Genomic DNA, 22,576 nt, shown 5'->3' on the forward strand with positions numbered 1-22,576 from the left:
AATTACGCAACAAAGCCGGGAAAATACCCAATGACGCAGATCCTTTCTTGCCATTAAGCGTATACCTGACTAGCCATTTTTTACGTCCATTTTTACCTACTAATATCTTGAAACCCGATAACTCAGAGCACGAATATTCAGCTTCTGTAGAACGCGAGTCTGGATCATTAGGGGGTAAACTGGCGATCTTAGTAGTTGTAAATTTAAAACGTTTCTCCATAAAAGAAATCACCTATATTTAATCCATACTAGGTTTTAATATATAATTAGCTTTTATTTAGAAACGGCCAAACCACAACTATAATCTATCGTTATAGTTGTGGTTTGCTAAATATTATAATTTACGACTTTAAATAACTACTGTTCCTGCACGGTAGGCGAAACAGGTAAATAATTATCATATAAATCATACCCACGTTTTCCGTCAGATATAATTTCTCTGATTCTCAGCTTGATCTTATCAAGTTCAAAAGTAAGTAGGTTGTATGAATTTCTAGTAGACTCAGCTCTACGTTCACGACTAACCCCCGTACTCCCGCCAGATACTATTAATATAGGAGATTTGGGGTCTTCATTTGCTAGGCTAAAACTATGGTATTGAGCAATTCTATTTTCATGCTGGTGGCCATGTAATGCCATATGTATACCAACATTAGCTGCTTTATCTAACAATTCAACCGCATCTAGAGTGAGAGATATCGCATTTCTATTTGGCATCTCAACTTGACTAATGGGCACTAAATGATGGTGAAGAGCCATCATTTTATAAGTCGGTTTACTCATATTTAAATTAGCCAAGTCGTCAAGTATGTCTAAACCTAGAGAACCAACATAACCATATTCTGTAAGTTTAGAGCTTGTTACTCTACATGAGTTCATTATTGATAAGAATAAATCTACATCACCCAATGAAACAATAATGTTATAATCTAATTGACTTTTCCAATGCTTCCCAGTTAATTCTTCGGAAAAAAGACGATAGTCACGCTCGTGCTCATATGTAACCTGAGTATTTCCAGCCAACTTATTTTCGTCTATGTTGCTATCACTCGGGTAGCGTTTCATATCATGGTTTCCAGGGAGAGTAATAATATTGCTTTTATCAACCCCAAGTCCGCTAGCTATCGAGTGAAGCTCACTTATAATTAAGTTTTTTGTACTATCTGACCAATCAGATCTTGTCGTAAAATCACCTGTAATAATGATTGCAGCAATATCTTTGTTTGCTTTTACTCGCTTTAAGTCAGTCAGAATACAATCACTAAGTGTCTTCGCTGTCCCTCTTTCCAAAACCTTATCTGAAACAACGAAACCGTGATCAAGTCCAAAATGTAAATCTGAAAGATGAAGTATTGACTTTCTATCTGAACCGCTGTTGCCGATTCTAGAAACTCTTACGCTAGAGCATCCATAGCTATCACGAAGTAATAGTGTATTTTCACCCACCTGCCTACCTAAATTAGGTTCATAATCAATGACATTGATTGAAGTCAACTGAAACCAAGCTTCAACTTTCTCACATTGGTGTCTATAGTATTCAGGGACCAAAGATATGTCGACGTCAACTTTCCTTTTCCTATACACTTTATTGAAAGATGCAGTGAAACAACGTTTAGTCGATGGATCAATTAGATAAACGTAATCAGATACCGTGTCATCACTCTCTAAACTGTTAAATAAGGACTCAAATCCGTCTTCATGTTCTTTCTTCCACCACCCCCACAACACTATTCCTTTTCTATTAATAATAGCTTTATGCTCGTCTATTGTGTCGATGTCGGGTGTAGTATCTCTGAACCGTAAGATTATGCTAGGTGCTGCCATTCCATTACTCGTTTATAAGGTTTATTCGGTATATTCCACTGTTGTAGCACTGTTAAAAAAGAGTCTGCTGCTGATGAAGGCACCTTATCAGATAACCCCAAATGAAAACGTAAGATCTCTAATGCATTCGCGCTACCAATTACTGTACCCACTTTGTTTTGAGAGCTCCACAGGTCGATAACTTCCCTTCCAATTGCTCTCCTACTAACGGAAGGCCAATACCATCCATTAGCTAATGGATGCATAATTATTTTTGCAGGTAGAACATCGTGATGGTTCACACGTAATGCAAGCTGATAGTCATCTATTACAAATCGGTGCCATAATTCGGTCTTAGTGATAGCTTTCGACAAAGGAGGGATTTCTTTAATTTTTATGACAAGTAAATCGCCAAAACGCCAGTCTTCGAGAACATTATCATCACTTACTTCACTTGCTCTCATTTCAAAAACAGGAGTTTCGTAACAAAAAAAATTAGATTTTATTTCAAAATCAGCCCAGCTAGTCAACCATTCAAATAAGTTTTTTCTTTCTTCGATGGCTTGTGGCCTTGTTAATTCCGGCCAGAGAGAAATATAAATTTTTGAACCAATCGCTAAGTGTTGCGCACTCCAACTGATCCAGCGAATAGTATTCTCTATATACCAAGGCGGATCTATGACAGCAGCATCAAAGCTCTTACATAGAGGTAAATCAACATCTACGTCTACTAACGAATGAAAATTAGACCAATGTAAAGGCTGTCGATCAACAAGAAAAACCCGATTATCCAATTCTTGATGTTTTCTTATTAAAGAAGGAACACCTAGTGATAGCACTGACTCATGATCATCAAATAATTGACTCAGTTTATCAACAGTTTCTCTCGTAAACCGCCAATCATAGTCTAAGGGGTGAGGATCTGGAGGCATAAAATGTGACATCTATATTCTTTAGTTTTTTATATGACATGCGCAACTTAAGGTAACATAACACATTGATAAGTTGCAATTTATATTAATTTTGATCTGCTTTTTAGAGCTACTTAGTCAGCGTTAAAAAACTGTCAACTGGCCAGCAACCCTTAAATTTATTTTTATTAAGGCTTCGTGTCCGCTTCATCACTCACAGCCCGACCGGACAGAGACCAGAGGCACACAGAAATTCAGCCTTGGGTATGCTGGCACGACAATTACGCACAGCTCATCAGCACAGGAGGTTCTTGGCAGCTAACTCGAACAGAAAATCTGCACAGAGAACAGGAGATAGACAGGAGGGAAGATTCCGGAGGGAGTTTTATCTGAATTCAGGCACAAAAAAACCAGCATTAAGCTGGCTTGGTAATTACCGACTTGAACCGGCACAACGCGAACGTCGAGGGATTTTAAATCCCTTGTGTCTACCAATTCCACCACCAGGGCACGCAATTCTTTATTGCGATGCCGATTACTGAAAAGTAAAATACCATCTTAATGTCAAAATGAATCAACATTACAAAATTTGGAGCGATACATCGGGTTCGAACCGATGACCTCAACCTTGGCAAGGTTGCGCTCTACCAACTGAGCTAGTATCGCATTTTCATTCTACTAATTTCTTACCTTATCAAAACGTAAGAGAATGGAGGCGCCTCCCGGAGTCGAACCGAGGTCCACGGATTTGCAATCCGCTGCATAGCCACTCTGCCAAGGCGCCTTTATCAACATAAAAATATATTGAAGTGTTTTAAGAGGACCACTCTTTGTTCAACACTCTACTCAAAGTAGAAACTAGATAGATGGTGCCCTGGGCCGGACTTGAACCGGCACAGCGCGAACGCCGAGGGATTTTAAATCCCTTGTGTCTACCAATTCCACCACCAGGGCAACGCAATCATGCGATGCTGATTACCGAAGAGTAAAACACCATCTCTCTGCGACCTAAGCCGTGAGAACGAGGTGTACTTTAACGGATAGAAAAAATTCGTCAACAGTAAATTTTATCTTTCAATTCAAGTGATTAATTATCGAACTCAAACGAATGAATTTAGTGCAGCTTGTACGGTTCTTATTCGTAGACTTTGAGTTTGAGTTGGAATTCAAAGGCCGAATTCCCATTTTCAGACTCACAAAATACTGTCAATTCCATTGAATTAGAGAAACACGACTTAGTTTTCATGTGCTTTTCACATTCAAAGGCTAGAGTTTTAAGTAACGACTATTACGAAATGACAACGTGAAGCCACTAAAACGATACCAATATGAACGCTACGCTGTGCTCTGCAACCTCGCCTACCCTAGAGTTTTTAAACAAACTCGTTACGGTTTTGACCCTAATGGACAGCGCATCATAAAGAATCAGTTTGGCAAAACCATGATTCGAGTCTTATGGAGCAGCGACAAAGATGAAGTCGTCGTGGTTATCAAGGGGTCACACAGCGTTTCTGACTGGCTACTCACTTTTGCTCTATGGACAAGAAGCTGTAAAAGGATTGGGCTGAACTATCGTGTACATGCCGGGTTCTACCATCTCATGTTTCAAGGAAGCCAACCAAGCCGTAATGAAGATAAACTGGGACAAACTGTCATTGAACGCTTGGAAACCACTTTAATTCCTCTATTGGAACAAGGCAAAAGAATATCGATTACTGGCCACTCTTCTGGTGGCTCTATTGGTTGTGTATTCGCTGATTACTTGGACCAAAAACACCCAGGTTGTATTAAACGAATCGTCACGTTTGGACAGCCCGCGGTCGGTGATTGGAGTTTCAAAAAGAACTACCGCTTGAGCAAGAAAACCTACCGTATCTGTTGCGAAATCGATATTGTCACCTTCATGCCGCCCGTACCGCTGTTGTATTGGCATGTAGGCAAAGTACTTTGGCTCTATAACGGCAGGATTTACGAAAACACACCGACGTTAATACGCCTCGGGCGATCAATATTCAGTTGGTTAATCCGGCCTTTCTCTTATCACCTAATGAGTAAGTATATTCGTAACAAAGACTTCTTTGACAAACATTGAGCATGCTCTATAAATAAAAAAGAGCACACGCTTTAACAGCCAGTGCTCTTTCTAGTTTCTAATTGATCTTTGTGCTTAAGCTAATATTAGCCTGAACTTAAAGCTTGAATCGTGACAGCTCTTGTTTCAAGTCACTCGCTAAATGACTTAGCTGATCGGCTTGTGAAACCGCATCGGTCGCATCAACTGCCATCACATCACTCACTTCACGAACAGATTCGGTATTCGCATTGATTTCAGCGGTAACCAGTGACTGCTCTTCAGCAGCAGAAGCTATCTGAGTTGCCATATCGCTGATCATCTGAATTGCCTCACGTATTTGAGCCAAGCTCTCTCCCGCCATATCCACGTCATGTACGCTTGTTTTCGCCATATCGTGGCTTTGTGTCATCACTTTAACGGCACCACTAGTCGCTTGTTGTAAGCGCTTGATCTTGTCTTCGATCTCTTCTGTTGAAGCATGAGTTCGTTGTGAAAGCACTCGAACCTCATCGGCAACCACTGCAAAGCCTCGACCTTGTTCGCCTGCCCTTGCTGCTTCAATTGCCGCATTGAGTGCAAGTAAGTTAGTTTGCTCCGCTATTTCGCGAATCGTCGCCAAGATAGACGCGATTTGTTGACCATGCTCTTCAAGCTCGCTGATGATAGACACAGCGCTTGTTAGCTCTGTTGCAAGCTCATTGATCGATGATTGGCTTTTAGCCATCTGTTGGAAGCCTTGTTCGCTCAACTCAACAGAGTGAGTCGCACTTTTGGCCGTACTATCAGCATTCGTAGCAATTTCTGCTGTTGCTGTCGCCATTTCTGTCACAGCTGTTGCAACCATTGTGATCTCGTCTTGCTGTCTGCTGACGCTATCGCTGCGTTTTAATGCGCTGCTGTTGGCGTGTTCAGCTCCGTTATTCATTGCCGTCGAAACATCAGTCACGTTTTTCATCATTGCATGAAGTCTATCTACGAACACATTAAACTTGTCGGCAAGTTGCCCTACTTCATCTTTACTCGACACTTGAAGGCGCTGTGTTAAATCACCTTCCCCTTCCGCAATATCAGCTAATGCTTCACTCACTCGACCCAGTTCAACTAATTGACGAGCCACAAACCATGAGGTTGCTGCAGCCATAACGATCAATACAATCAAACCTGTGGTGATTTGGCTAATCAACATATCGAACAACGGCTGCTCTAGTACGTCTTTATCCATTTCAATCACAAGTAGCCAGTCGGTGCCTTTAATAGGCTCAGCCATGATGACGCGCTCATCACCATCAACTTGTGTAAAAATTGTCGTTAAGTTTTGTGCAGCACTGTTTAATCCAGAAACACTTAATTCAGGTGCTATCTCTTTGACTTGCTTAAGGATGAAATCTTTATTCTTATGAGCAACGACCGTGCCTTGCTTATCAATTAGGATCGCTCGTCCATTACCTGGAACCTGAATAGCCAACACATCTTCAATTAGCTTGTCTAACGCAAGGTTAGATGCCACAACACCTATGATCGATCCATTCTCGGTCACAGGATCGGTCAATGTCACCACTAAGGTTTGCATGGTTACACTCACGTAAGGCTTGGTTGTTACTGCGCGGTTCTCAGCTAAGGTTTGTTTATACCAACCTCGAACTCTTGGGTCATACCCCGCTTTATTCAATGAAGGATCATGACGGAACATCTCACCTTCTTTGTTACCGTAATAACTCAATCCAAACCCACCAGATACCAAGGTTTGACGTAAATGAGGAACGATATCTATTGAAGGGTTAAGCTGTACTTGTTGTTTAAGCCCATGTACTGCTTGTTTCTTATCGTAAAACCAGTCACTGATGCCCTTTGCATGGGCTTGAAGTGTATTACGACTTTCACTTTCTATAGCTTGCCAGCTGTTTGTTTGAAAAGTCTTATAACCCATGAAAAGAAGAATGGCAGATGTAACAGCAATCGCCAAAACTACAGAGAAAACCATTTTTCTCTTTAGACTAAATTGCATATTTAAGAACCTCTTATAGAATAATTAAAGAAATATAAAGAGGGACACTATCACTCATACACATGTTTTAATTAGAGTTATCCCATAAAACAATGAAACAAATTGAGCATTATGGTTAATTGTGACTTTGATTTATTTAGCGGTCTATCAACAAAGGTTCAACTTAGGATTCCACCAAAACGGCGTTGGGCTTAGCAAATATCAAAGGGAGAAATGAAGAGGTAAGGACGAAGAAACAAGAAGCAAAGTGCCAGAAACGAAAAAACCAACCACTAGGGCTGGTTTTTCTGAATGATGGAAGCGCCTCCCGGAGTCGAACCGAGGTCCACGGATTTGCAATCCGCTGCATAGCCACTCTGCCAAGGCGCCTTCAAGTCGTGTTTTAAGAGAACGACTCTGTTGATTACTACCAAGCAGGTAACAATCAAATAGATGGTGCCCCGGGCCGGACTTGAACCGGCACAACGCGAACGTCGAGGGATTTTAAATCCCTTGTGTCTACCAATTCCACCACCAGGGCACGCAATTTTTTATTGCGATGCCGATTACTGAAAAGTAAAACACCATCTTAATGTCAAAATGAATCAACATTACAAAATTTGGAGCGATACATCGGGTTCGAACCGATGACCTCAACCTTGGCAAGGTTGCGCTCTACCAACTGAGCTAGTATCGCAATTTCATTGTTCTTGCTTATTCTCTTCTTGTTCATGAAAGAAAGAGAATGGAGGCGCCTCCCGGAGTCGAACCGAGGTCCACGGATTTGCAATCCGCTGCATAGCCACTCTGCCAAGGCGCCTTTTCAATTCAACACTTTAGGGGCTAAAGCAAGCCACACCGCTGTGTTCGGGTGCCTACTTTACGGATCGCGGGGAGATAGTCAAACAAAAAAATGAATTTCAATTCCGTTTGCTGACATTTAAATCAAATTGCTGCATGTTCGATCTCTTCAATCAATAAACACGCAGCAAAATGGAGCAAATTAAGGAATTCGACGTTACCACTTCTTCATAAAACGACCGACTAGGCTTGGATGGTAAGCCCAACAATGGTCAAACATCGTCATAAGTTGTGGGTTGCCATATTTCGAAAGACTAACCGCATGAAAACGGTTTTTGTGCTCTTTCAATTTTTCAACCTGAGCAATCATTTCATCAGACTGCTTAGGAGCAATAAAGTCAGAAAGCACGATCAAATCTGCGTTCTTGTATTTGTCACCCGTCATCAAATCAATCGACTTCATCAGAACAGGTTCTAAATCTGTACCGCCATGGAATGAGTAGCTTAAAAAGTCACTCGCTTCACGTAGGCCATCTTGCCTTGTTAATTCATAGGTAATCTGCTCAGAAGAGAACAAAATCACGTAACAGTCTCTCTCTTCGGCTAGAGCTATCTGCATCAACGCATAAGCCATAGCTTTGGCTGACTGCTCTGGGAAACCGCTCATAGAACCAGAAGCGTCGACACAGACGATAAACGGGCCCTTTTCAATATCGATATTCTTGCTATCAGGCTTTTGCGCTTTCACTTTACGTAATGTCCGTGATTTACCTTGCGAACGATAGCTCAATAAACGCTTGTCGGCCAAGTGCTTATAAAAGATAACCTCAAGTTCAGGGTAAGCTAAGAACATGGTTTCGTTTGGCAGCATCTTGTTGAGATCATCACTTTCATGAATCCCAACAATATCATCGACTGCTTCATCGCTTTTCTCTTCAACCATCTGTAGTTCTTCTACAGGGGCTTTGTGTAGCGAAGGGTCATCTTCCTCACCAGCCATACGGCCTAGCTTTTCTGCGATCTCTTGCAAACCCTTGTGCTTATTCAGAAACTCAGCGTGGCGCTTCATGATGGTTAGGTCTGTTTTGCTTAATTTGGCCGATGCCATGTCCCACAAACGCCCTACACTGCCTTCATCGCCCGACTCTGTCACTTTGTCCATGTTTTTCATGGTTTCCATGCGCTGATAAAGATCAGCTAAGACTTTTTCTTTGCTTGTTTCGAGTTCGGTGACTTGAGCTTGTTTGATGGCGTCTGATAGCGATTGGTACCATTGATCACAAAAGTAATGTGGAAACATCGCGTTATAAACACCTTTATTGTTTTCCATCAAACGTCTTGCTTGTAGGTAAAATGCTGAGTGCCACTCCAGCTTCTTAATAACGCGATCAATCTCGTCAAAAAACTGAGATTCATCCCAGTAAATCACTTCTTGGTAAAGTGCGATTTCCTCTTGGAAACGGTCGGTTTCACACACTTTAGTGACGCGTTTTTTTACTTTACCGCGCCATTTAACTAAGTGGTTTTTGACTGATGTTTTCACACCTTTATTCTCAGCAGCCATCATCACTTGAGAACGAGCGATAAGATCATTCATCGCGGTATCAATGATACCTGAGTCAGCCACCATCAAAGCGAGGTTTAAGCCGTCAGCTCCTAACATATGCTCCCCCTCTTACTCAAAGTACTGACTCATGAACTTAATGCGTTGCGCGATCTTGCTACTCTTCACTTTTGTCGTTTCAAGCTCTTGTGTTACCGCCTGTAAGCTTGATTCCATCGCTTTCGGTAAATCAGGGTCAATATAGTTATGCGGTAATGCGTCATGGAATTCAGTGCGTACTCTTTTTAACTTGAATTCAGCTGCAGTTAACTGTTCTAGGGCTTTCTCAGCGCCATTCAACCACTTGTTATACAGTTCTTGATCTAAACCGTCAGTAGTCACCACACTCACCAATACAGAACGATTAGCAATATCTTTGATCACTAATTGATTCGATGCATCCAAGTCGAGCTTTAAGCGGCATAGATTTTTGTTTTCGTTTACGTAACCATAAATATCGCCATGACCTTCTTTTAGAACGCGGTCAAAATCATCTTTGGCTACATACACCCAACGACTATCGCCTTTCTCAGATTCAGACACCGACATATTGCTTTGCAGCATAACCAATTTAATAAGATTGTATGCGCTACCGACGCTGTACATTTTCGCGTTCTTGATATCATGTTGGTAAACGTCTTTACGTCGTAAGCCACTGGTTGACTCCACTGAGAGCGACACCGACAGAGTCGATTCAACATCATCTTGAATCTCTTCTAGCTCTTCACGAGACATTTCGATTTGAGATTTAGACTCTTGCTGATCAAACGCTCGGTTCAACGCAAAATCTTTTACAACGCTACGAACCACATCGCGAGATTCAGGGCTATGCCACAAACAATCTTGAAGAAGCATAATATCGAGCGGGTTAACGCTATCACGGCCACTGAAGAATGCGCTCGCTTTCAATAGTTTAACCGCTTTCTTCCAGCGTCTGTCCGAAACATACAAATCCGACTCTGACGCTGAGCCTTGCTTCTTAACCGTGTCTTCAAGCATGGTTTTTAGCTCAAATAACTTGTTAAACGAATTATCCGTCAACTCCAGATTATCGAGTTCTTTCTGCCATTGATGATATTCAATGTCTGTAATCGCTAACCCTTTGGGAATGACAGCTTCTTGAGAAGTACCTGTCGTTAGCATCGATTTGAAGTTTTGTTTGTTTTGAATACGGTTGACGAACACACGAACTAACATTCGGTCATAAAGTGCTTCTAGTCCACTGTCTTCGTCAGGAAGTTCATTAGACGCTGAAACCAACAAGCGCATCGGCACACGCTCAATGTCTGCGCCGTTTTTAAATGTCTTTTCGTTAACCACAGTCAGTAACGTATTGAGAATGGCAGGGCCTGCTTTCCAGATCTCATCAAGGAATACAACTTGCGCGGTTGGTAGGTAGCCTTCGGTCAGCCTTACGTAACGACCGTTGTCTTTTAATTCTTGAATGCTTAGTGGGCCGAACACTTCCTCAGGAGTAGAGAAACGTGTCATCAAATATTCGAAGTAGCTACTGTTGTCAAAAGCCTGGATGAGGCGTTTAGCGATAAGGCTTTTTGCGATACCCGGAGGGCCCAATAGGAACACACTTTCGCCAGCCAGAGCCGCCAGTAAACAAAGCTTAATGGTGTCTTCTCTTTCATAAACGCCATCAGAGAGAGCATGCGCTAATTTATTGATTCTTTCAGAGAGTAGCGCCTTGTCAGCATGTGAGGAAATAGAAGGGTTCATGCGTTACTCCGAAAATCTTTGAACAGTTGAGAGTGTAGATACGTTTTTATACATTTGTTAGCACTTTGTTACAAGTATCTTTTATTATTGAGTTGCCTTTATATCAGATGGTTAAGCTGCAATTTTCGCGCAATCATAGATTCCAATTATGAGAGTAGCATCACGAATGGTGTGAAACTAAATCTATTGTTAACCCTAATTTTTCTTTTATTTTCGACACCATAGACGTTATGGTGGTACACGTCTTCAGTTATAAGAAAAATTGGCAAGGAAAGTGGCCAGATTGCATGAGTAAAGTTATCCATCAATGGAAAAGTATTTCTCTTATAGAAGAGAACGTGACGCTCCCTACGAACGTCGTGGTAAAACATACAACAATAAACCACCCCGGCGCGGCCGTTATTCTTCCTATCACTTCGTCTGGAAAAATCATCCTCATTAACCAGTTTCGTCCTTCTCTTAAAAAATGGCTTTTGGAACTCCCTGCTGGCACGATGGAAATTGATGAGACACCTCTTCAATGTGCACAACGCGAACTCGAAGAAGAAACGGGTTACAGTGCAACTTATTTCCAGAGCTTGGGACAAGTTACCCCTTTAGCTGGCTTCTGTGATGAGATCCAACACTTGTTCATCGCAAAAGACTTAAGCCTTACTACCCGCTTTGAATGTGATGAAGATGAAGTAATAGAGGTTATCGAACTTAGCTTGGAAGAACTGCAACATAAAATTCGCAACGATCAAATTACCGATACCAAAACCATCGCTTGTTTAAGCAAAGCCCAACTATGTGGCCATCTATAGCCAATTATATGACTACCTAATAGTACTCTAGGAGATAAACATGGACTTTCGTTCTGACACCGTAACTAAACCTTCGCAAGCTATGCGTGATGTAATGGCAAATGCAGAAGTAGGCGATGATGTATATGGCGATGACCCAACCGTCAACGAACTAGAACAATGGGCTGCAAATGAAACCGGTTTTGAAGCGGCTATGTTCACTTCTTCCGGCACACAGGCCAACCTACTGGGTTTAATGGCGCACTGTGAGCGTGGTGACGAATACCTTTGTGGCCAACAAGCGCACAACTACAAATACGAAGCTGGCGGCGCTGCAGTATTAGGCTCGATTCAACCTCAGCCAATCGAGAACAACCCTGACGGCACGTTAGATTTTAAAAAGCTTGCTGCAGCGATTAAGCCAGACGACAGCCACTTTGCTCGTACTAAGCTTCTTAGTTTAGAAAACACAATCAATGGTAAAGTGCTGCCAGTCTCTTACCTAGCGGAAGCGCGTGAGTTCGTAAACCAACACGGCCTGCAAATGCACTTAGATGGCGCGCGTGTCTATAACGCGGCGGCTGCACTAGATGTTCACATTAAAGAGATCGCACAACACTTCGATTCGATGACAATTTGTTTATCAAAAGGTTTGGGTGCTCCGATTGGCTCTCTACTTCTTGGTAGCAAAGCGTACATCGCTAAAGCTCGTCGATTGCGTAAAATGGTCGGTGGTGGTATGCGTCAGGCTGGTATTCTTGCTGCAGCAGGTAAAATGGCGCTCACGGAGAACGTGGCTCAACTTAAAGTAGACCATGAAAACGCAAAAAAACTAGCGATTGGTCTAAGCAAGTTAGAAGGTTTCTCAGTTAACCCTGATTTCATTCAGACTAATATTGTGTTTGCGAAGTTAGATCAGTCGATTGATATTAACCGTATCGCACGGGAGTTAGGAGAGCAAGGCATTACAATGTCACCAGGTAACCCTGTACGTTTTGTTACTCATAGAGATATCAGTTCAAAAGACATCGCGACTTTCCTAACTAAGTTGGAAAGTGCGCTTTAACGCTGAACAAGATTCGCATTAAAGCAATTAAGACTAGAGCTTCCCTTACGAAGCTTTAGTCTTTTAAAAAAATCATTCACCTCTTCCACCGAAAAATAGATACCTATACCGACTAATCTGCCTAATAGACTCAACTAAATTAACTGCAACAGAACGCAATCTTGTTTTGGCCTATGTGAATACCTTCTATGTATTAAACCTGCGTTTAAGTATTAAATTATCGTTAAATTTCGATTTTCATTTGTGAGATTAAATTTCTCATGCACGATAAAATCAAATAATTTAATCGTAATAATTTAATTTTTATTTGCCACGCGTACGGTATTTAAGAATAAAACACACCAATTCTAAAAAAACATCGTAAGAGGCTAATTTAAATAGAAATTACCAACTAATATAGATAGCCACTTTTCACTATTACAATTAAAAATCGTCACATTCAAATTATAAACCAGTGAATAAAACTAAAAATAAAATATTCCTGGAAGAATAATCCATCGAAAAATTCACCAAAAATAACGCCGTAGACCATAGTTCTAATTTTATCAATTAATAAAAATCCACTCGTAAATTTAACTGTGGGTCAAAAACTGCCTATCTAATTGAAAACAAAATTATTATCTAAAAATGTACTATTTATACATTACCTTAAACTCATACTAAAACTCATACTTCGTCTAAATAATAAACTTTTTTTACTACTTCACCATTTTTTAAAGCACTTATAGTTTTGAAAGTTAAGCAACAGGTTACATTCAATCAATGAGAGGTGAAATGATGATTAGAGCATTCGTATTTATTCACAAATTCATCGTCTCAACGTTAATTTTTAGTCTGTCACTTTCATTCTACACCAGTGCTAACACCTTAACGTTAGGAATTAATGGCCAGATCAAAGATCGATGCGAAATAAATTTCTTTTCTGGCAATGTCATGAAGTTTACGGAACATCGTGATGTGCAACTATTGCCTTTTAATATGTATTGTAACCGTCCGTTGGGTATAACGATTAATTCAAAATATGGAGGCTTAAAATATCAACACCAAGGGGTTGATATTATTGAAACTTATAATCTGTCATTACAAATAGACGAGCTTCGTCTTTATGAAAGTAGGCACAGTAGCCAACTTACTTCACCAGTAATGATAAACAGTTCTGGTGTTATTCCTTTCTCTCAACAGGGGAGCCTTAGGGTAGCACTCGAAAATAGCTTGCGTTTCGCGGGTTATTATCAAGACGTTATTGAGATCGAAGTTTACCCTTCGATTCATAGCGTGACCAAGTAAAAGCTCTGCAATGTATCTGCAGAACAACATACGCTCAGCAGTATTCGAGCCAATCATTTAAGATAAAGGAATTTCTAATGAAAAAGCTAACACTCTACGCAGCAACAGTCACAGCTATTTTTGGTGCTCAAGTTCAAGCCGCTCCTGGTGATGTCCAGCTAGTTGGTTTTGTTTCACCTGTATGTGAAGTTACTGGTCTTTCAACACAACTGATGGACTTTGGTAATGTATCTCAAATTCAAAACCTTTCTGTTAGTGGCCTTAACATGAAGTGTAATGACGTCGATGGTGCAACTGTAACACTGACGAGTGCTGAGGGTGGTCTAGAGTCCGATGATAGCGAAGACTACGCTCTTACATACGAAGCAACATTTAACCCTTCAGGCTTAGCTCCTTTCACGCTTAATGCGCCAGGAGGCCCAGGCCTAAATGACGTTTCAATCAGTAACTCTTATGGTGGTTCAGGAGTATTGGCGACTGGTGTTGCCGCGTCCATTGATATTGTGACAACAGAAACCTCCCCATGGGCAGGTGGTTATTCAGATACGTTAACCGTAAATATCACCTCAAATTAGAGGTTGAATAAGTCGGGGGCTATTATTTGGCCTCCGACTTCATCTAAGCCTTTGTTGTATTAAAACTTAACCTCAGTTGTATTACGACTCTAGTTTAATTTGGAGCTCATCGCGATGTATAAATGGATCATGCATAAATGGACTGTTCTCTTATTATTGTCACTCACTTGTTTGTCAGCTCATGCGTTCAAAGTAGAGCCGATGTCTATGGAGATGACGCCACTTGGTAAAAGAGCTCAAATGACAATGAGGGTTGAGAATTCGTCTACCGAACCACTCACAGTCGAACTGTCTCCAGTATTTATGACTATGAATGAATACGGAAAAGAGACCACGACGCCTGCAGATGACGAGCTATTAGTGATTCCAGTAACTGCAATTATAGAGCCTGGACGTTCGCAATCTATTATGGTCCGATATTTAGGCGATCCGTCCATTACAGAGTCAAAAGCTTTTCGTATTGCTGTTAAGCAAGTGAAAGTTCAAAGAGCAAGTAGCAACCAAGGGCAAGTGAGTCTGTTACTTCAGTTTAATACGCTTATCAACGTGCGACCTCAGAACACGGCCTCTCAACTAGAAATTAAAAGTATCGAACCAAATAACAAGAATAACAAATGGGTCCTTGAAGTACTGAACAGCGGTAATAGTTATGGTCGGTTAACCAATACGACATGGAAAATTTCTGACGGCAAAAAATCAACCTATTTAAAAGGCGTAGAAATCGCCAAACGTATTCCAGGAACTTTAGTTCTTCCCTATTCCACTCGTTTTTTCGAAATGCAGCCACTTGAAAATTACAATGTAGAGACGCTATCGATTGAAATCGAGCAGGATCAGTAGCAATGAGACGTTATATTTTTGGTGGGTTCATTTCTTGTTTTCTGTGTGCACAAGCGCTTGGCATAACACTGTTTCCAACCGTCATTGAACTCAATACCGATCACAGGGCAACATCGCAACTGGTTGTGACTAACAACTCAACGCGGGATCTCCCACTTGAAGCTAACGTTCGTCGTTTGAAATTCTTACCTGATGGTACGTTCCAAACATCAGATCTATCGAGTGAGGTGATGTTTGTGTTTCCACCTGCCGCTATGTTGGCACCCGGTGAACGTCAAGTATTCCGTATACAATGGTTGGGAAACCGCCAACTCGAAACTTCCCAAAGTTACTTTGTTCGTTTCAGTACCGTAAATATTGGTCAAAACAACGAAAAAATGGACAGTCCTACCAGTTTAACAACCGGTATCAATTTGCAAGTTCACTACAATGCGTTGTTGCACATTCACTCATCCTCGCTAGAGCCTGACGTGAACTTACATATAGATGAACAAGGAAAACTAACACTCACTAATTCAGGGTCGCGATTTACCTATACATCGTTACTTCATTTTAAGGGGCTCGAATCTCAGAACCAAAAGGTACATGAGGCTTTAGGTGAACAGTTTATTCCACCACGCTCGACTATTACTTTGCCTTCTTCTTTAAATTACTTACCAGTAGGCACTTATCATGGATATGAAAACTGAAACCTCTCACAAGATGTGGCAAGTTTTCTATGTCTTGGGATTAGTACTGTTTTATTGTGCCGCCTTAAGCCCTGTAACTTGGGGCCAGGATATGGTATTGAACCCGACAGGACGCGACATTCAACTTACCTCTTTACTAAGGATAAGTGACACCATTCTTGGTGAAGCGGATATTATCATTACCGCAAACAACGAAATTCTTTTGCCAAAGGAAAGTACGCTGTCTCTCCTTTCGTCTGTCGTCACTCAAGAAGGTATTGGTAAGCTCCATGACACGACAGACGATGAGATGCTGTCGCAGCACCACTTTATGAGCGTAGGGCTGGGACTAAATTTCGACTTTTCTTCGTTGGAATGTATCGTGACGGTTCCGCCAGAATTTAGCTTAACCCAACAACTCTCGATGAACGGCGCAGATGATTTTTATAACTATGCTGAGCCAAGTCTGTTAAGCGGATACGTTAACGTCGCCCTTTCCGCCAATGAGAGCCAATATGTCGATCAAAAATCGTCAAGGCAAGATCTTTATCGCAGTCAATTCGACTCTGCACTTAACATTGGTTTTTTCAATTTTGAATATGAATCCTATTTAGAAAATGGTTCATCGAAAAAGTCACAATATGTGAGAGAAGGAACTCGTCTTAATATTGACTTTGCACAGCAAGGTACACGACTTGTGCTCGGCGATATGTACAACAGTGGCCAATCTTTTCAGGACAGTACCGACATACTTGGTATTGGCTTAACTCGAGATTTCACACTGATTCCAACCAGAAATGCACGACCACGAGCCAATCAATCATTCACACTTCAAAGAGCCTCGAATGTCGATGTCTATATAGATGGGATTGCAGTCCAACGATTGACCTTAGGCGCTGGTAGCTACAACCTGAGTGATATACCTCTTGCGCAAGGTAGTAACGATATTGTACTCGTCATTACCGATCGTTCTGGGAATGAAGAGCGTATCGAGTTTTCTATTGCGACGGGTAACGACTTACTCAATAGCGGTGAGTTTGAATATAGCATTATGTATGGAGCACCCTCTGAACTCCAAAATGGACAATTAGAATACCTAACCGATGAGCGTATTTTCCATGGTTATGTTGATGTGGGGATTAACCCTTGGTTAACGTTAGGTACCAACTTTCAAACCCGTGAAGATTTATACCAATATGGTACTACCGCACTCATCGCTTCTAGATGGGGAGTCACTGAACTCAATGCTTCACGTAGCGAACATCCTGTATTAGGAAACGGCGATGCTTACAAATTTGCATTCGATGCGGAATTTTCCAGCAAGAATACACTGGCTCCACAACTGAGTGTTAGTTATGAGTATCTGAGCAACAATTTTACTGGTGTTGCTGGGTTTGACGCCTCCGATAAAGACATCAACTTAACCACTCATTATGCTTCTGCATTCGGTTCGATTTATCTAAGTCGATCATTACGTGCCGCCATGACAGTCAATTACCGTTTAGGAATAGACAAAGAGAACGACTATTGGCTAATTAGCCCGAGTTTATCGGACGGACTGTTTGATACTCACGCGACTTGGAGTGCCCGTGTTAGCTATCAAGATCACGCCAGTAAAGACGATGACATCAGCACTACGCTCACCATAAGTTGGCCTCTTAGCCGACAAACTCGTGTCGTCGGTCGTTACAGTACAGAGCTAAGAGAAGCCGCCTTAGATTACAGCTATCAGAATAATATAGGTAACACCGGAGGGATATCAGGCTTTGCGAGTGTCATTACGAATGAAGAAACGGACGCCGATATGGACGCTGGTATTAACTATACGGCAAACCGTTACGAATTGAGTGCGACCCATGCCTCTCGACTTGACGACATTAGTGGTGACACAAGAAACCACAGTACCGACGTAACCATCAGCAGTGCACTTGCGTTTGCAGGTTCATCGGTAACGATCGGCAGACCAGTCCGAGAAGCATTTGCTATTGTCAGCAAGCATGAAAGCCTCGCAGAGAATGACGTGGCATTGGACCCAACAAAAGACGGAGAGTACGCACGTGTTTACCTTAACGGAGATGCCAGTGCCATGGTTCCTGATCTTGTTGCTTACAATAGCCAAGTCATCGGTTATGAGGTCGATAACTTACCACCAGGATATGATTTGGGGGATGGTGCTTTTTGGGTTAAGCCTGACTATAAACGGGGCTTCCAACTACAAATTGGTTCCGATGCGGTCTTAACCGTGATCGGTAAGCTATACGACCGTCAAAGTAACAATCCAATTTCACTTGTCGCTGGTGTAGCACATTACCTTGGTGAAGCTAAACAGTTACCGATTGACTTCTTTACCAATCGGAGTGGCATATTTGCGATATCTGGGTTAAAGCCAGGGAAATATCAACTGATTCTAGACACTAAAGGACAAGAGTCAGCCGTCATTACTCTCAGCGAGCGCAGTGACAACTTGATCAGACTAGGAGATGTGTATGTGGATTAAACAACTTCGGTGGGGTGGATGGTTCCTCATCGCCATAAATTCTGTATCCTCTGTATTAGCATGTGAAGCTAGTGCATTGACGATTCAACCCGTCTCATCCCAGTCGCAATACGACGTGTTCAACACAGGTACTTACGCAACAATTAATACTTATAGGATCGATGCAAATATAGTTGGAGAAGCCTGTAAATTGAGTTTGGTTTTACAACTTAACGATACCAGTCGGACGTTAAAAGGGTTAAACCAAGACAAGCTCAACTTCGAGTGGAGTGGACAAGTGGGTGTGCCAATCGCGAATCAGTGGCATTTATCATTAACCGACAGTCAACCTTCGACAACCATACAAATGCGTTTCCCAAGCAAACAGTGGCTAGCGTCAGGAACCTACCGGGGGCTTTTAGAAGTGTCGCCCTCTTATACCTCAGACAACCAACAAATAGAGATTAGCCCTAGCTCACTCCCAGTATCTGTTACCGTGCCACCAGCTGCAAAAGTTCACTTTTATGGGTTAACTCAACAGCATTATGACCTTGATCTAGGAACATTATATTCAAACAAGATTATTCGTTCTGCACCGAACCTATGGGTGCAAAGTAATACAGCGTATACCATCGTATTGGAATCATCCCATCAAGGGATGCTACGTCATGAATCTGATGAGACAAAATGGGATATTCCATACGAACTTTCCCTAGATAACGATAGAGTAAACCTCGGTCAACTTGATGCAAAAATTCAGCGTATTTCGGCTACGATCGGTCAACCTATTCCTTTGAGTTTTGTAATTGGGGAAACAGAGAACAAACCGGGAGGAATATATGACGATACATTACAAATTTCTATAGAACCCCTCCTTTCACAGCAGCCTTAAATATGTAATTATATAAATCCTGAGATATGCAACGCAATTATATAAAACCCAGTATCATATAATCACAACACGATTTGTCAGTTTCGGAGTAAAGTATGCATAACAGTAAAAATAATTTAAAGCACATGCTCCTAATTGGCGATAACGGTATAAATAACCAGTTTATTCAACGAGAAATAGAGAAATACAGTGACTTTTGTTTTAGTCGCGAATGTATTTCTGGTATTGAACGTTCGAATCATCGCAAGACGTTTGATGTCATTCTCATTAGTTACTTACTCTTAGCTGACATCAAAGATGTTTACATCACCTTATCAAAAGTAGAGTCCAACAAATGGGTAATCTATGACGTTCCCTCTGATATTACCGGACAGAGTATTACCGTAATGCAACTATTCAACATGTTTAATATAAAGGGCATAATCTATCAAGATGCTCCTGTAGAACACCTTACACGTTGCTTGAAAACGGTTTGTGATGACGACCTATGGTTACCGAGGAAGTTAATGTCGCATATTTTATCCAATGCGCGCTCCCAAACATTCAAGTCACAGGTAATATTATCTACCCTTACAAAAAGAGAAGCTCAAATATTTAAACGAGTTATCAGAGGAGATACAAATTTAGAGATATCAAGTGAACTATTTATTTCAGAAAGTACAGTAAAAACGCATGTATATAATATATATAAAAAAATAAACGTAACCAACCGAAAAGAAGCAATAAGAAAAGCAAATTTTATCAATAGTTTAGAGACTATTATACAACCAGGCATGTAGTTAATATTTGAGTCACAAATATAGAGACACTGGATTGCAGTTATTTTTACAACAGATCGTATTATAATTTAGGCCCTTGAAAAGGTGATCTTCTATTATCCCCCTCCGTCATAAAATCACAGTTAGACTGAACAACGAAGTTTAAATCATATCACCAGTGACTTAATTACATTCTGCCCTCTAAGGTACGAATAGAATTTTTGAACTCACAAAACATCACTTCTTAAGCCCTCTACTCGCCTAACAGAACGAAGTCAGTTGTAACTGTCAACACTATTAGCTTCTAAAATATCTAAAGCATAAAGCATCTAAAGCAATTCGGACTTGAGCTTCCCCTTAGGGTAAGCTTTATTGTTATGTTTTTACCGGAGCAAAAGCATGACTTACCGTTCCTTCACTTTACTATTACTCACTCTTTCCCCTAGCCTTCATGCCTCTAATTTTGGCGATCCTGAACTGGGTAAAATGAAGTCACCAAGTTGCATTTTCTGTCATAACCCCACGGGTGAAACAAGTAACACTGCTTACCCAAAACTTTCTGGCCAAGATTCAACTTACCTCTATAACACAATGAAAGCTTACCAAAACGGTGATAGACAAGGAGCTTACGCTGAGATGATGCAAACACAACTGAGTAAACTCAATGATCAAGACTTGAAAGATATTGCGGCTTTTTATACTTCACAACAGTAATGGATTTCACCTTCATTAGGTCAGTCTAAGTTAAATAAACATCACTAAGTCGCCTATACTTCAAGCAAACTCACTGAGCTCATTGAAGGTCGGGAGAGATATACCTTTACACGTATCATCCAACCCTTACAATGTGCAGCAAATATATTTATCAAGGTTTATCTCTATGTCTATTCAATGGTTTCCGGGGCCATTTAACCAACTTCCAGTAACGTTCAATAAAAACCATAAAACTATTAATAATCAGAACTTTAAACAATCACCACATTCAGTAGCGTCCTAAGAAAACTCACCACTTCCACTATTTTTTGTACCCCATGATGTACCCCATAGAAAAGAACTACTGTATACTCCCCCACAAATTTCAAAGGGGTTCGTATGCCAAAACCAACAGTCAGACTGTCCGACAAAGAAATCAAAAATGCGGAGATTAAAGGTAAGGAATATATCCTTGCTGACGGTAATGGCCTCAATATTCGTATTCGTCCTAATGGCACTAAATCATGGCAATTTAGATACAGTGAACCTGTTACTGGCAAGGTAAAAAAAATATCCCTCGGTTCTTACCCTACTCTCAAACTTAATGATGCGAGAAAGCTGGCGCAAGAACACAGGAACCAAGTAGCGACTGGCGTTGATCCGAAACAACGCATTGAACAGAAGAAACTAGAAGCCATTCGCCAAGAGACCAACACGTTCGTTGCTGTTGCTGAGCAATGGTTTCAGCGAAAACAAAAGACAATAAGCCCTGCTCATGCTGAACGTATGTGGAGAACATTGGAATTGTACTTCTTTCCGCTGTTAGGCGAGGCGCCAATAGATACAATTACTCGCAGAGGTGCTATTGAGGCATTACGCCCATTAGAAAAAGAGAAAAAGCTCTCTACCATCAAGCGGATTTGTCAGTCATTAAATCAAATCATGGAATATGGTGTTGATAGTGGCATTATTGACGCGAATCCGCTAACCCGTATGATCAATGCGTTTGAAAAGCACAAGGTGGAACACATGCCTACCATCCGCCCCGAAATGCTTAACACGCTTCTAGAGCAACTTGATACAAACACCACTCTTCACAACAAAACCAAGCTACTTATTCTTTGGCAGTTGCATACAATGACAAGACCAAAAGAAGCCGTTCGAGCACGCTGGAAAGATATTGATCTTAATGATAAATGTTGGACGATTCCAGCGAGTGAAATGAAGCGCAAAAAAGAGCACAGAGTACCACTATCCGAAGAGGCCGCGGAAGTACTGGCAAAAATGAGCCAGTACAGTACAGGGCATGAGTTTGTTTTCCCTAGTGAACGCAACTCTACAGGCCATATGAGCGTTTTTACCGCCAATGCAGCACTGCACCGAACCCTTGGCTTTAAAGAAACACTTGTTGCCCATGGGCTTAGATCTATCGCATCTACGGCTTTGCATGAGCAAGGCTTCGATACTTTGCATATTGAAGCCAGTTTGTCACACTCAGATCAAAATGAAACCAGAGCAAGCTACAATCGGTCTGATTTCTTTGAACAACGGAAAGAGATTATGGACTGGTGGAGTGATTACATTTTAAAAGCCAAATCTGACTCAAGATGCTAGTCAAAACTAAACAAACCTAGT

General features: G+C 41.2%; 18 protein-coding genes and 8 tRNA genes. 12 read left to right on the forward strand and 14 right to left on the reverse strand.

All coding sequences use genetic code 11. The features are described 5' to 3' along the window. The 7 genes from AB4180_RS18355 to AB4180_RS18385 form a co-directional block, all read right to left on the reverse strand. On the reverse strand, positions 1-220 hold a 220-nt coding region (locus AB4180_RS18355), incomplete at its 3' end, for an Arm DNA-binding domain-containing protein (protein ID WP_133151474.1). Between the two features lie 137 nt (positions 221-357). Then, positions 358-1,824 carry a metallophosphoesterase gene (locus AB4180_RS18360; RefSeq protein ID WP_017099605.1) on the reverse strand — a complete coding sequence of 489 codons (1,467 nt, stop codon included), beginning with the start codon at positions 1,822-1,824 and terminating at the stop codon, positions 358-360. After that, a complete protein-coding gene (locus AB4180_RS18365) occupies positions 1,806-2,747 on the reverse strand; it encodes a hypothetical protein (protein ID WP_017099606.1) in 942 nt (313 codons plus the stop codon). The genes AB4180_RS18360 and AB4180_RS18365 overlap by 19 nt, the downstream gene beginning before the upstream one ends. 394 nt (positions 2,748-3,141) lie before the next feature. Beyond that, positions 3,142-3,219 (reverse strand) — tRNA-Leu (locus AB4180_RS18370). Positions 3,220-3,304: 85 nt separating this feature from the next. After that, positions 3,305-3,380: transfer RNA gene (locus AB4180_RS18375), tRNA-Gly, on the reverse strand. A gap of 44 nt (positions 3,381-3,424) precedes the next feature. Further along, a tRNA-Cys gene (locus tag AB4180_RS18380) sits at positions 3,425-3,498 on the reverse strand. Positions 3,499-3,581: 83 nt separating this feature from the next. Continuing rightward, positions 3,582-3,668 (reverse strand) — tRNA-Leu (locus AB4180_RS18385). A 349-nt stretch (positions 3,669-4,017) separates the two neighbouring features. Here AB4180_RS18385 and AB4180_RS18390 point away from each other — a divergent pair. Continuing rightward, complete coding sequence (locus tag AB4180_RS18390) at positions 4,018-4,806, forward strand: lipase family protein (RefSeq protein ID WP_017101843.1); 789 nt, start codon at positions 4,018-4,020, stop codon at positions 4,804-4,806. Between the two features lie 97 nt (positions 4,807-4,903). On the opposite strand, the gene AB4180_RS18395 is transcribed toward AB4180_RS18390, so the two are convergent. The 7 genes from AB4180_RS18395 to AB4180_RS18425 form a co-directional block, all read right to left on the reverse strand. Beyond that, a complete protein-coding gene (locus AB4180_RS18395; protein ID WP_017077332.1) occupies positions 4,904-6,769 on the reverse strand; it encodes a methyl-accepting chemotaxis protein in 1,866 nt (621 codons plus the stop codon). A gap of 319 nt (positions 6,770-7,088) precedes the next feature. Beyond that, a tRNA-Cys gene (locus tag AB4180_RS18400) sits at positions 7,089-7,162 on the reverse strand. A 64-nt stretch (positions 7,163-7,226) separates the two neighbouring features. Further along, positions 7,227-7,313: transfer RNA gene (locus AB4180_RS18405), tRNA-Leu, on the reverse strand. A gap of 80 nt (positions 7,314-7,393) precedes the next feature. Beyond that, positions 7,394-7,469 (reverse strand) — tRNA-Gly (locus AB4180_RS18410). A gap of 49 nt (positions 7,470-7,518) precedes the next feature. Continuing rightward, a tRNA-Cys gene (locus AB4180_RS18415) sits at positions 7,519-7,592 on the reverse strand. A gap of 198 nt (positions 7,593-7,790) precedes the next feature. Then, complete coding sequence (gene viaA, locus AB4180_RS18420; protein WP_009845428.1) at positions 7,791-9,236, reverse strand: ATPase RavA stimulator ViaA; 1,446 nt, start codon at positions 9,234-9,236, stop codon at positions 7,791-7,793. A 12-nt stretch (positions 9,237-9,248) separates the two neighbouring features. Next, complete coding sequence (locus AB4180_RS18425) at positions 9,249-10,904, reverse strand: ATPase RavA domain-containing protein (protein ID WP_012600558.1); 1,656 nt, start codon at positions 10,902-10,904, stop codon at positions 9,249-9,251. Between the two features lie 287 nt (positions 10,905-11,191). On the opposite strand from AB4180_RS18425, the gene AB4180_RS18430 reads away from it, so the two are divergent. The 11 genes from AB4180_RS18430 to AB4180_RS18480 all read left to right on the forward strand — a co-directional run bounded on the left by AB4180_RS18430 (position 11,192) and on the right by AB4180_RS18480 (position 22,555). Then, positions 11,192-11,707 (forward strand): NUDIX hydrolase, encoded by a 516-nt coding sequence (locus AB4180_RS18430; protein WP_009845430.1) that lies wholly within the window; start codon positions 11,192-11,194, stop codon positions 11,705-11,707. Positions 11,708-11,747: 40 nt separating this feature from the next. After that, the gene (gene ltaE / locus AB4180_RS18435) at positions 11,748-12,752 is read left to right on the forward strand and encodes a low-specificity L-threonine aldolase (RefSeq protein ID WP_009845431.1); all 1,005 of its coding nucleotides are present in this window, start codon (positions 11,748-11,750) and stop codon (positions 12,750-12,752) included. Positions 12,753-13,514: 762 nt separating this feature from the next. Further along, the gene (locus AB4180_RS18440; protein WP_017097466.1) at positions 13,515-14,039 is read left to right on the forward strand and encodes a hypothetical protein; all 525 of its coding nucleotides are present in this window, start codon (positions 13,515-13,517) and stop codon (positions 14,037-14,039) included. Positions 14,040-14,116: 77 nt separating this feature from the next. Then, positions 14,117-14,614, forward strand: a complete 498-nt coding sequence (locus tag AB4180_RS18445) for a hypothetical protein (protein WP_009845433.1) — start codon at positions 14,117-14,119, stop codon at positions 14,612-14,614. A 114-nt stretch (positions 14,615-14,728) separates the two neighbouring features. Then, on the forward strand, positions 14,729-15,454 hold the full coding sequence (locus AB4180_RS18450; protein ID WP_009845434.1) for a molecular chaperone: 726 nt from the start codon (positions 14,729-14,731) through the stop codon (positions 15,452-15,454). A gap of 2 nt (positions 15,455-15,456) precedes the next feature. Next, positions 15,457-16,143, forward strand: coding sequence for a molecular chaperone (locus AB4180_RS18455; protein ID WP_009845435.1), 687 nt, complete (start codon positions 15,457-15,459; stop codon positions 16,141-16,143). After that, positions 16,127-18,619, forward strand: coding sequence for a fimbria/pilus outer membrane usher protein (locus AB4180_RS18460; RefSeq protein ID WP_198592276.1), 2,493 nt, complete (start codon positions 16,127-16,129; stop codon positions 18,617-18,619). Before AB4180_RS18455 ends, AB4180_RS18460 begins: the two co-directional genes overlap by 17 nt. Then, positions 18,609-19,490, forward strand: a complete 882-nt coding sequence (locus AB4180_RS18465; RefSeq protein WP_102250355.1) for a hypothetical protein — start codon at positions 18,609-18,611, stop codon at positions 19,488-19,490. Before AB4180_RS18460 ends, AB4180_RS18465 begins: the two co-directional genes overlap by 11 nt. Positions 19,491-19,585: 95 nt before the next feature. Continuing rightward, entirely contained in the window at positions 19,586-20,269 is a 684-nt protein-coding gene (locus tag AB4180_RS18470; protein WP_009845438.1) for a helix-turn-helix transcriptional regulator, read from the forward strand. 378 nt (positions 20,270-20,647) lie between these two features. After that, positions 20,648-20,962 (forward strand): cytochrome c, encoded by a 315-nt coding sequence (locus AB4180_RS18475; RefSeq protein WP_102250356.1) that lies wholly within the window; start codon positions 20,648-20,650, stop codon positions 20,960-20,962. 378 nt (positions 20,963-21,340) lie between these two features. After that, positions 21,341-22,555 carry a tyrosine-type recombinase/integrase gene (locus AB4180_RS18480; protein ID WP_102250357.1) on the forward strand — a complete coding sequence of 405 codons (1,215 nt, stop codon included), beginning with the start codon at positions 21,341-21,343 and terminating at the stop codon, positions 22,553-22,555. Positions 22,556-22,576 lie beyond the last annotated feature (21 nt).

It is taken from the genome of Vibrio sp. 10N.286.49.C3 (assembly GCF_041469545.1).
GTDB classification, from domain to species: domain Bacteria; phylum Pseudomonadota; class Gammaproteobacteria; order Enterobacterales; family Vibrionaceae; genus Vibrio; species Vibrio tasmaniensis_A.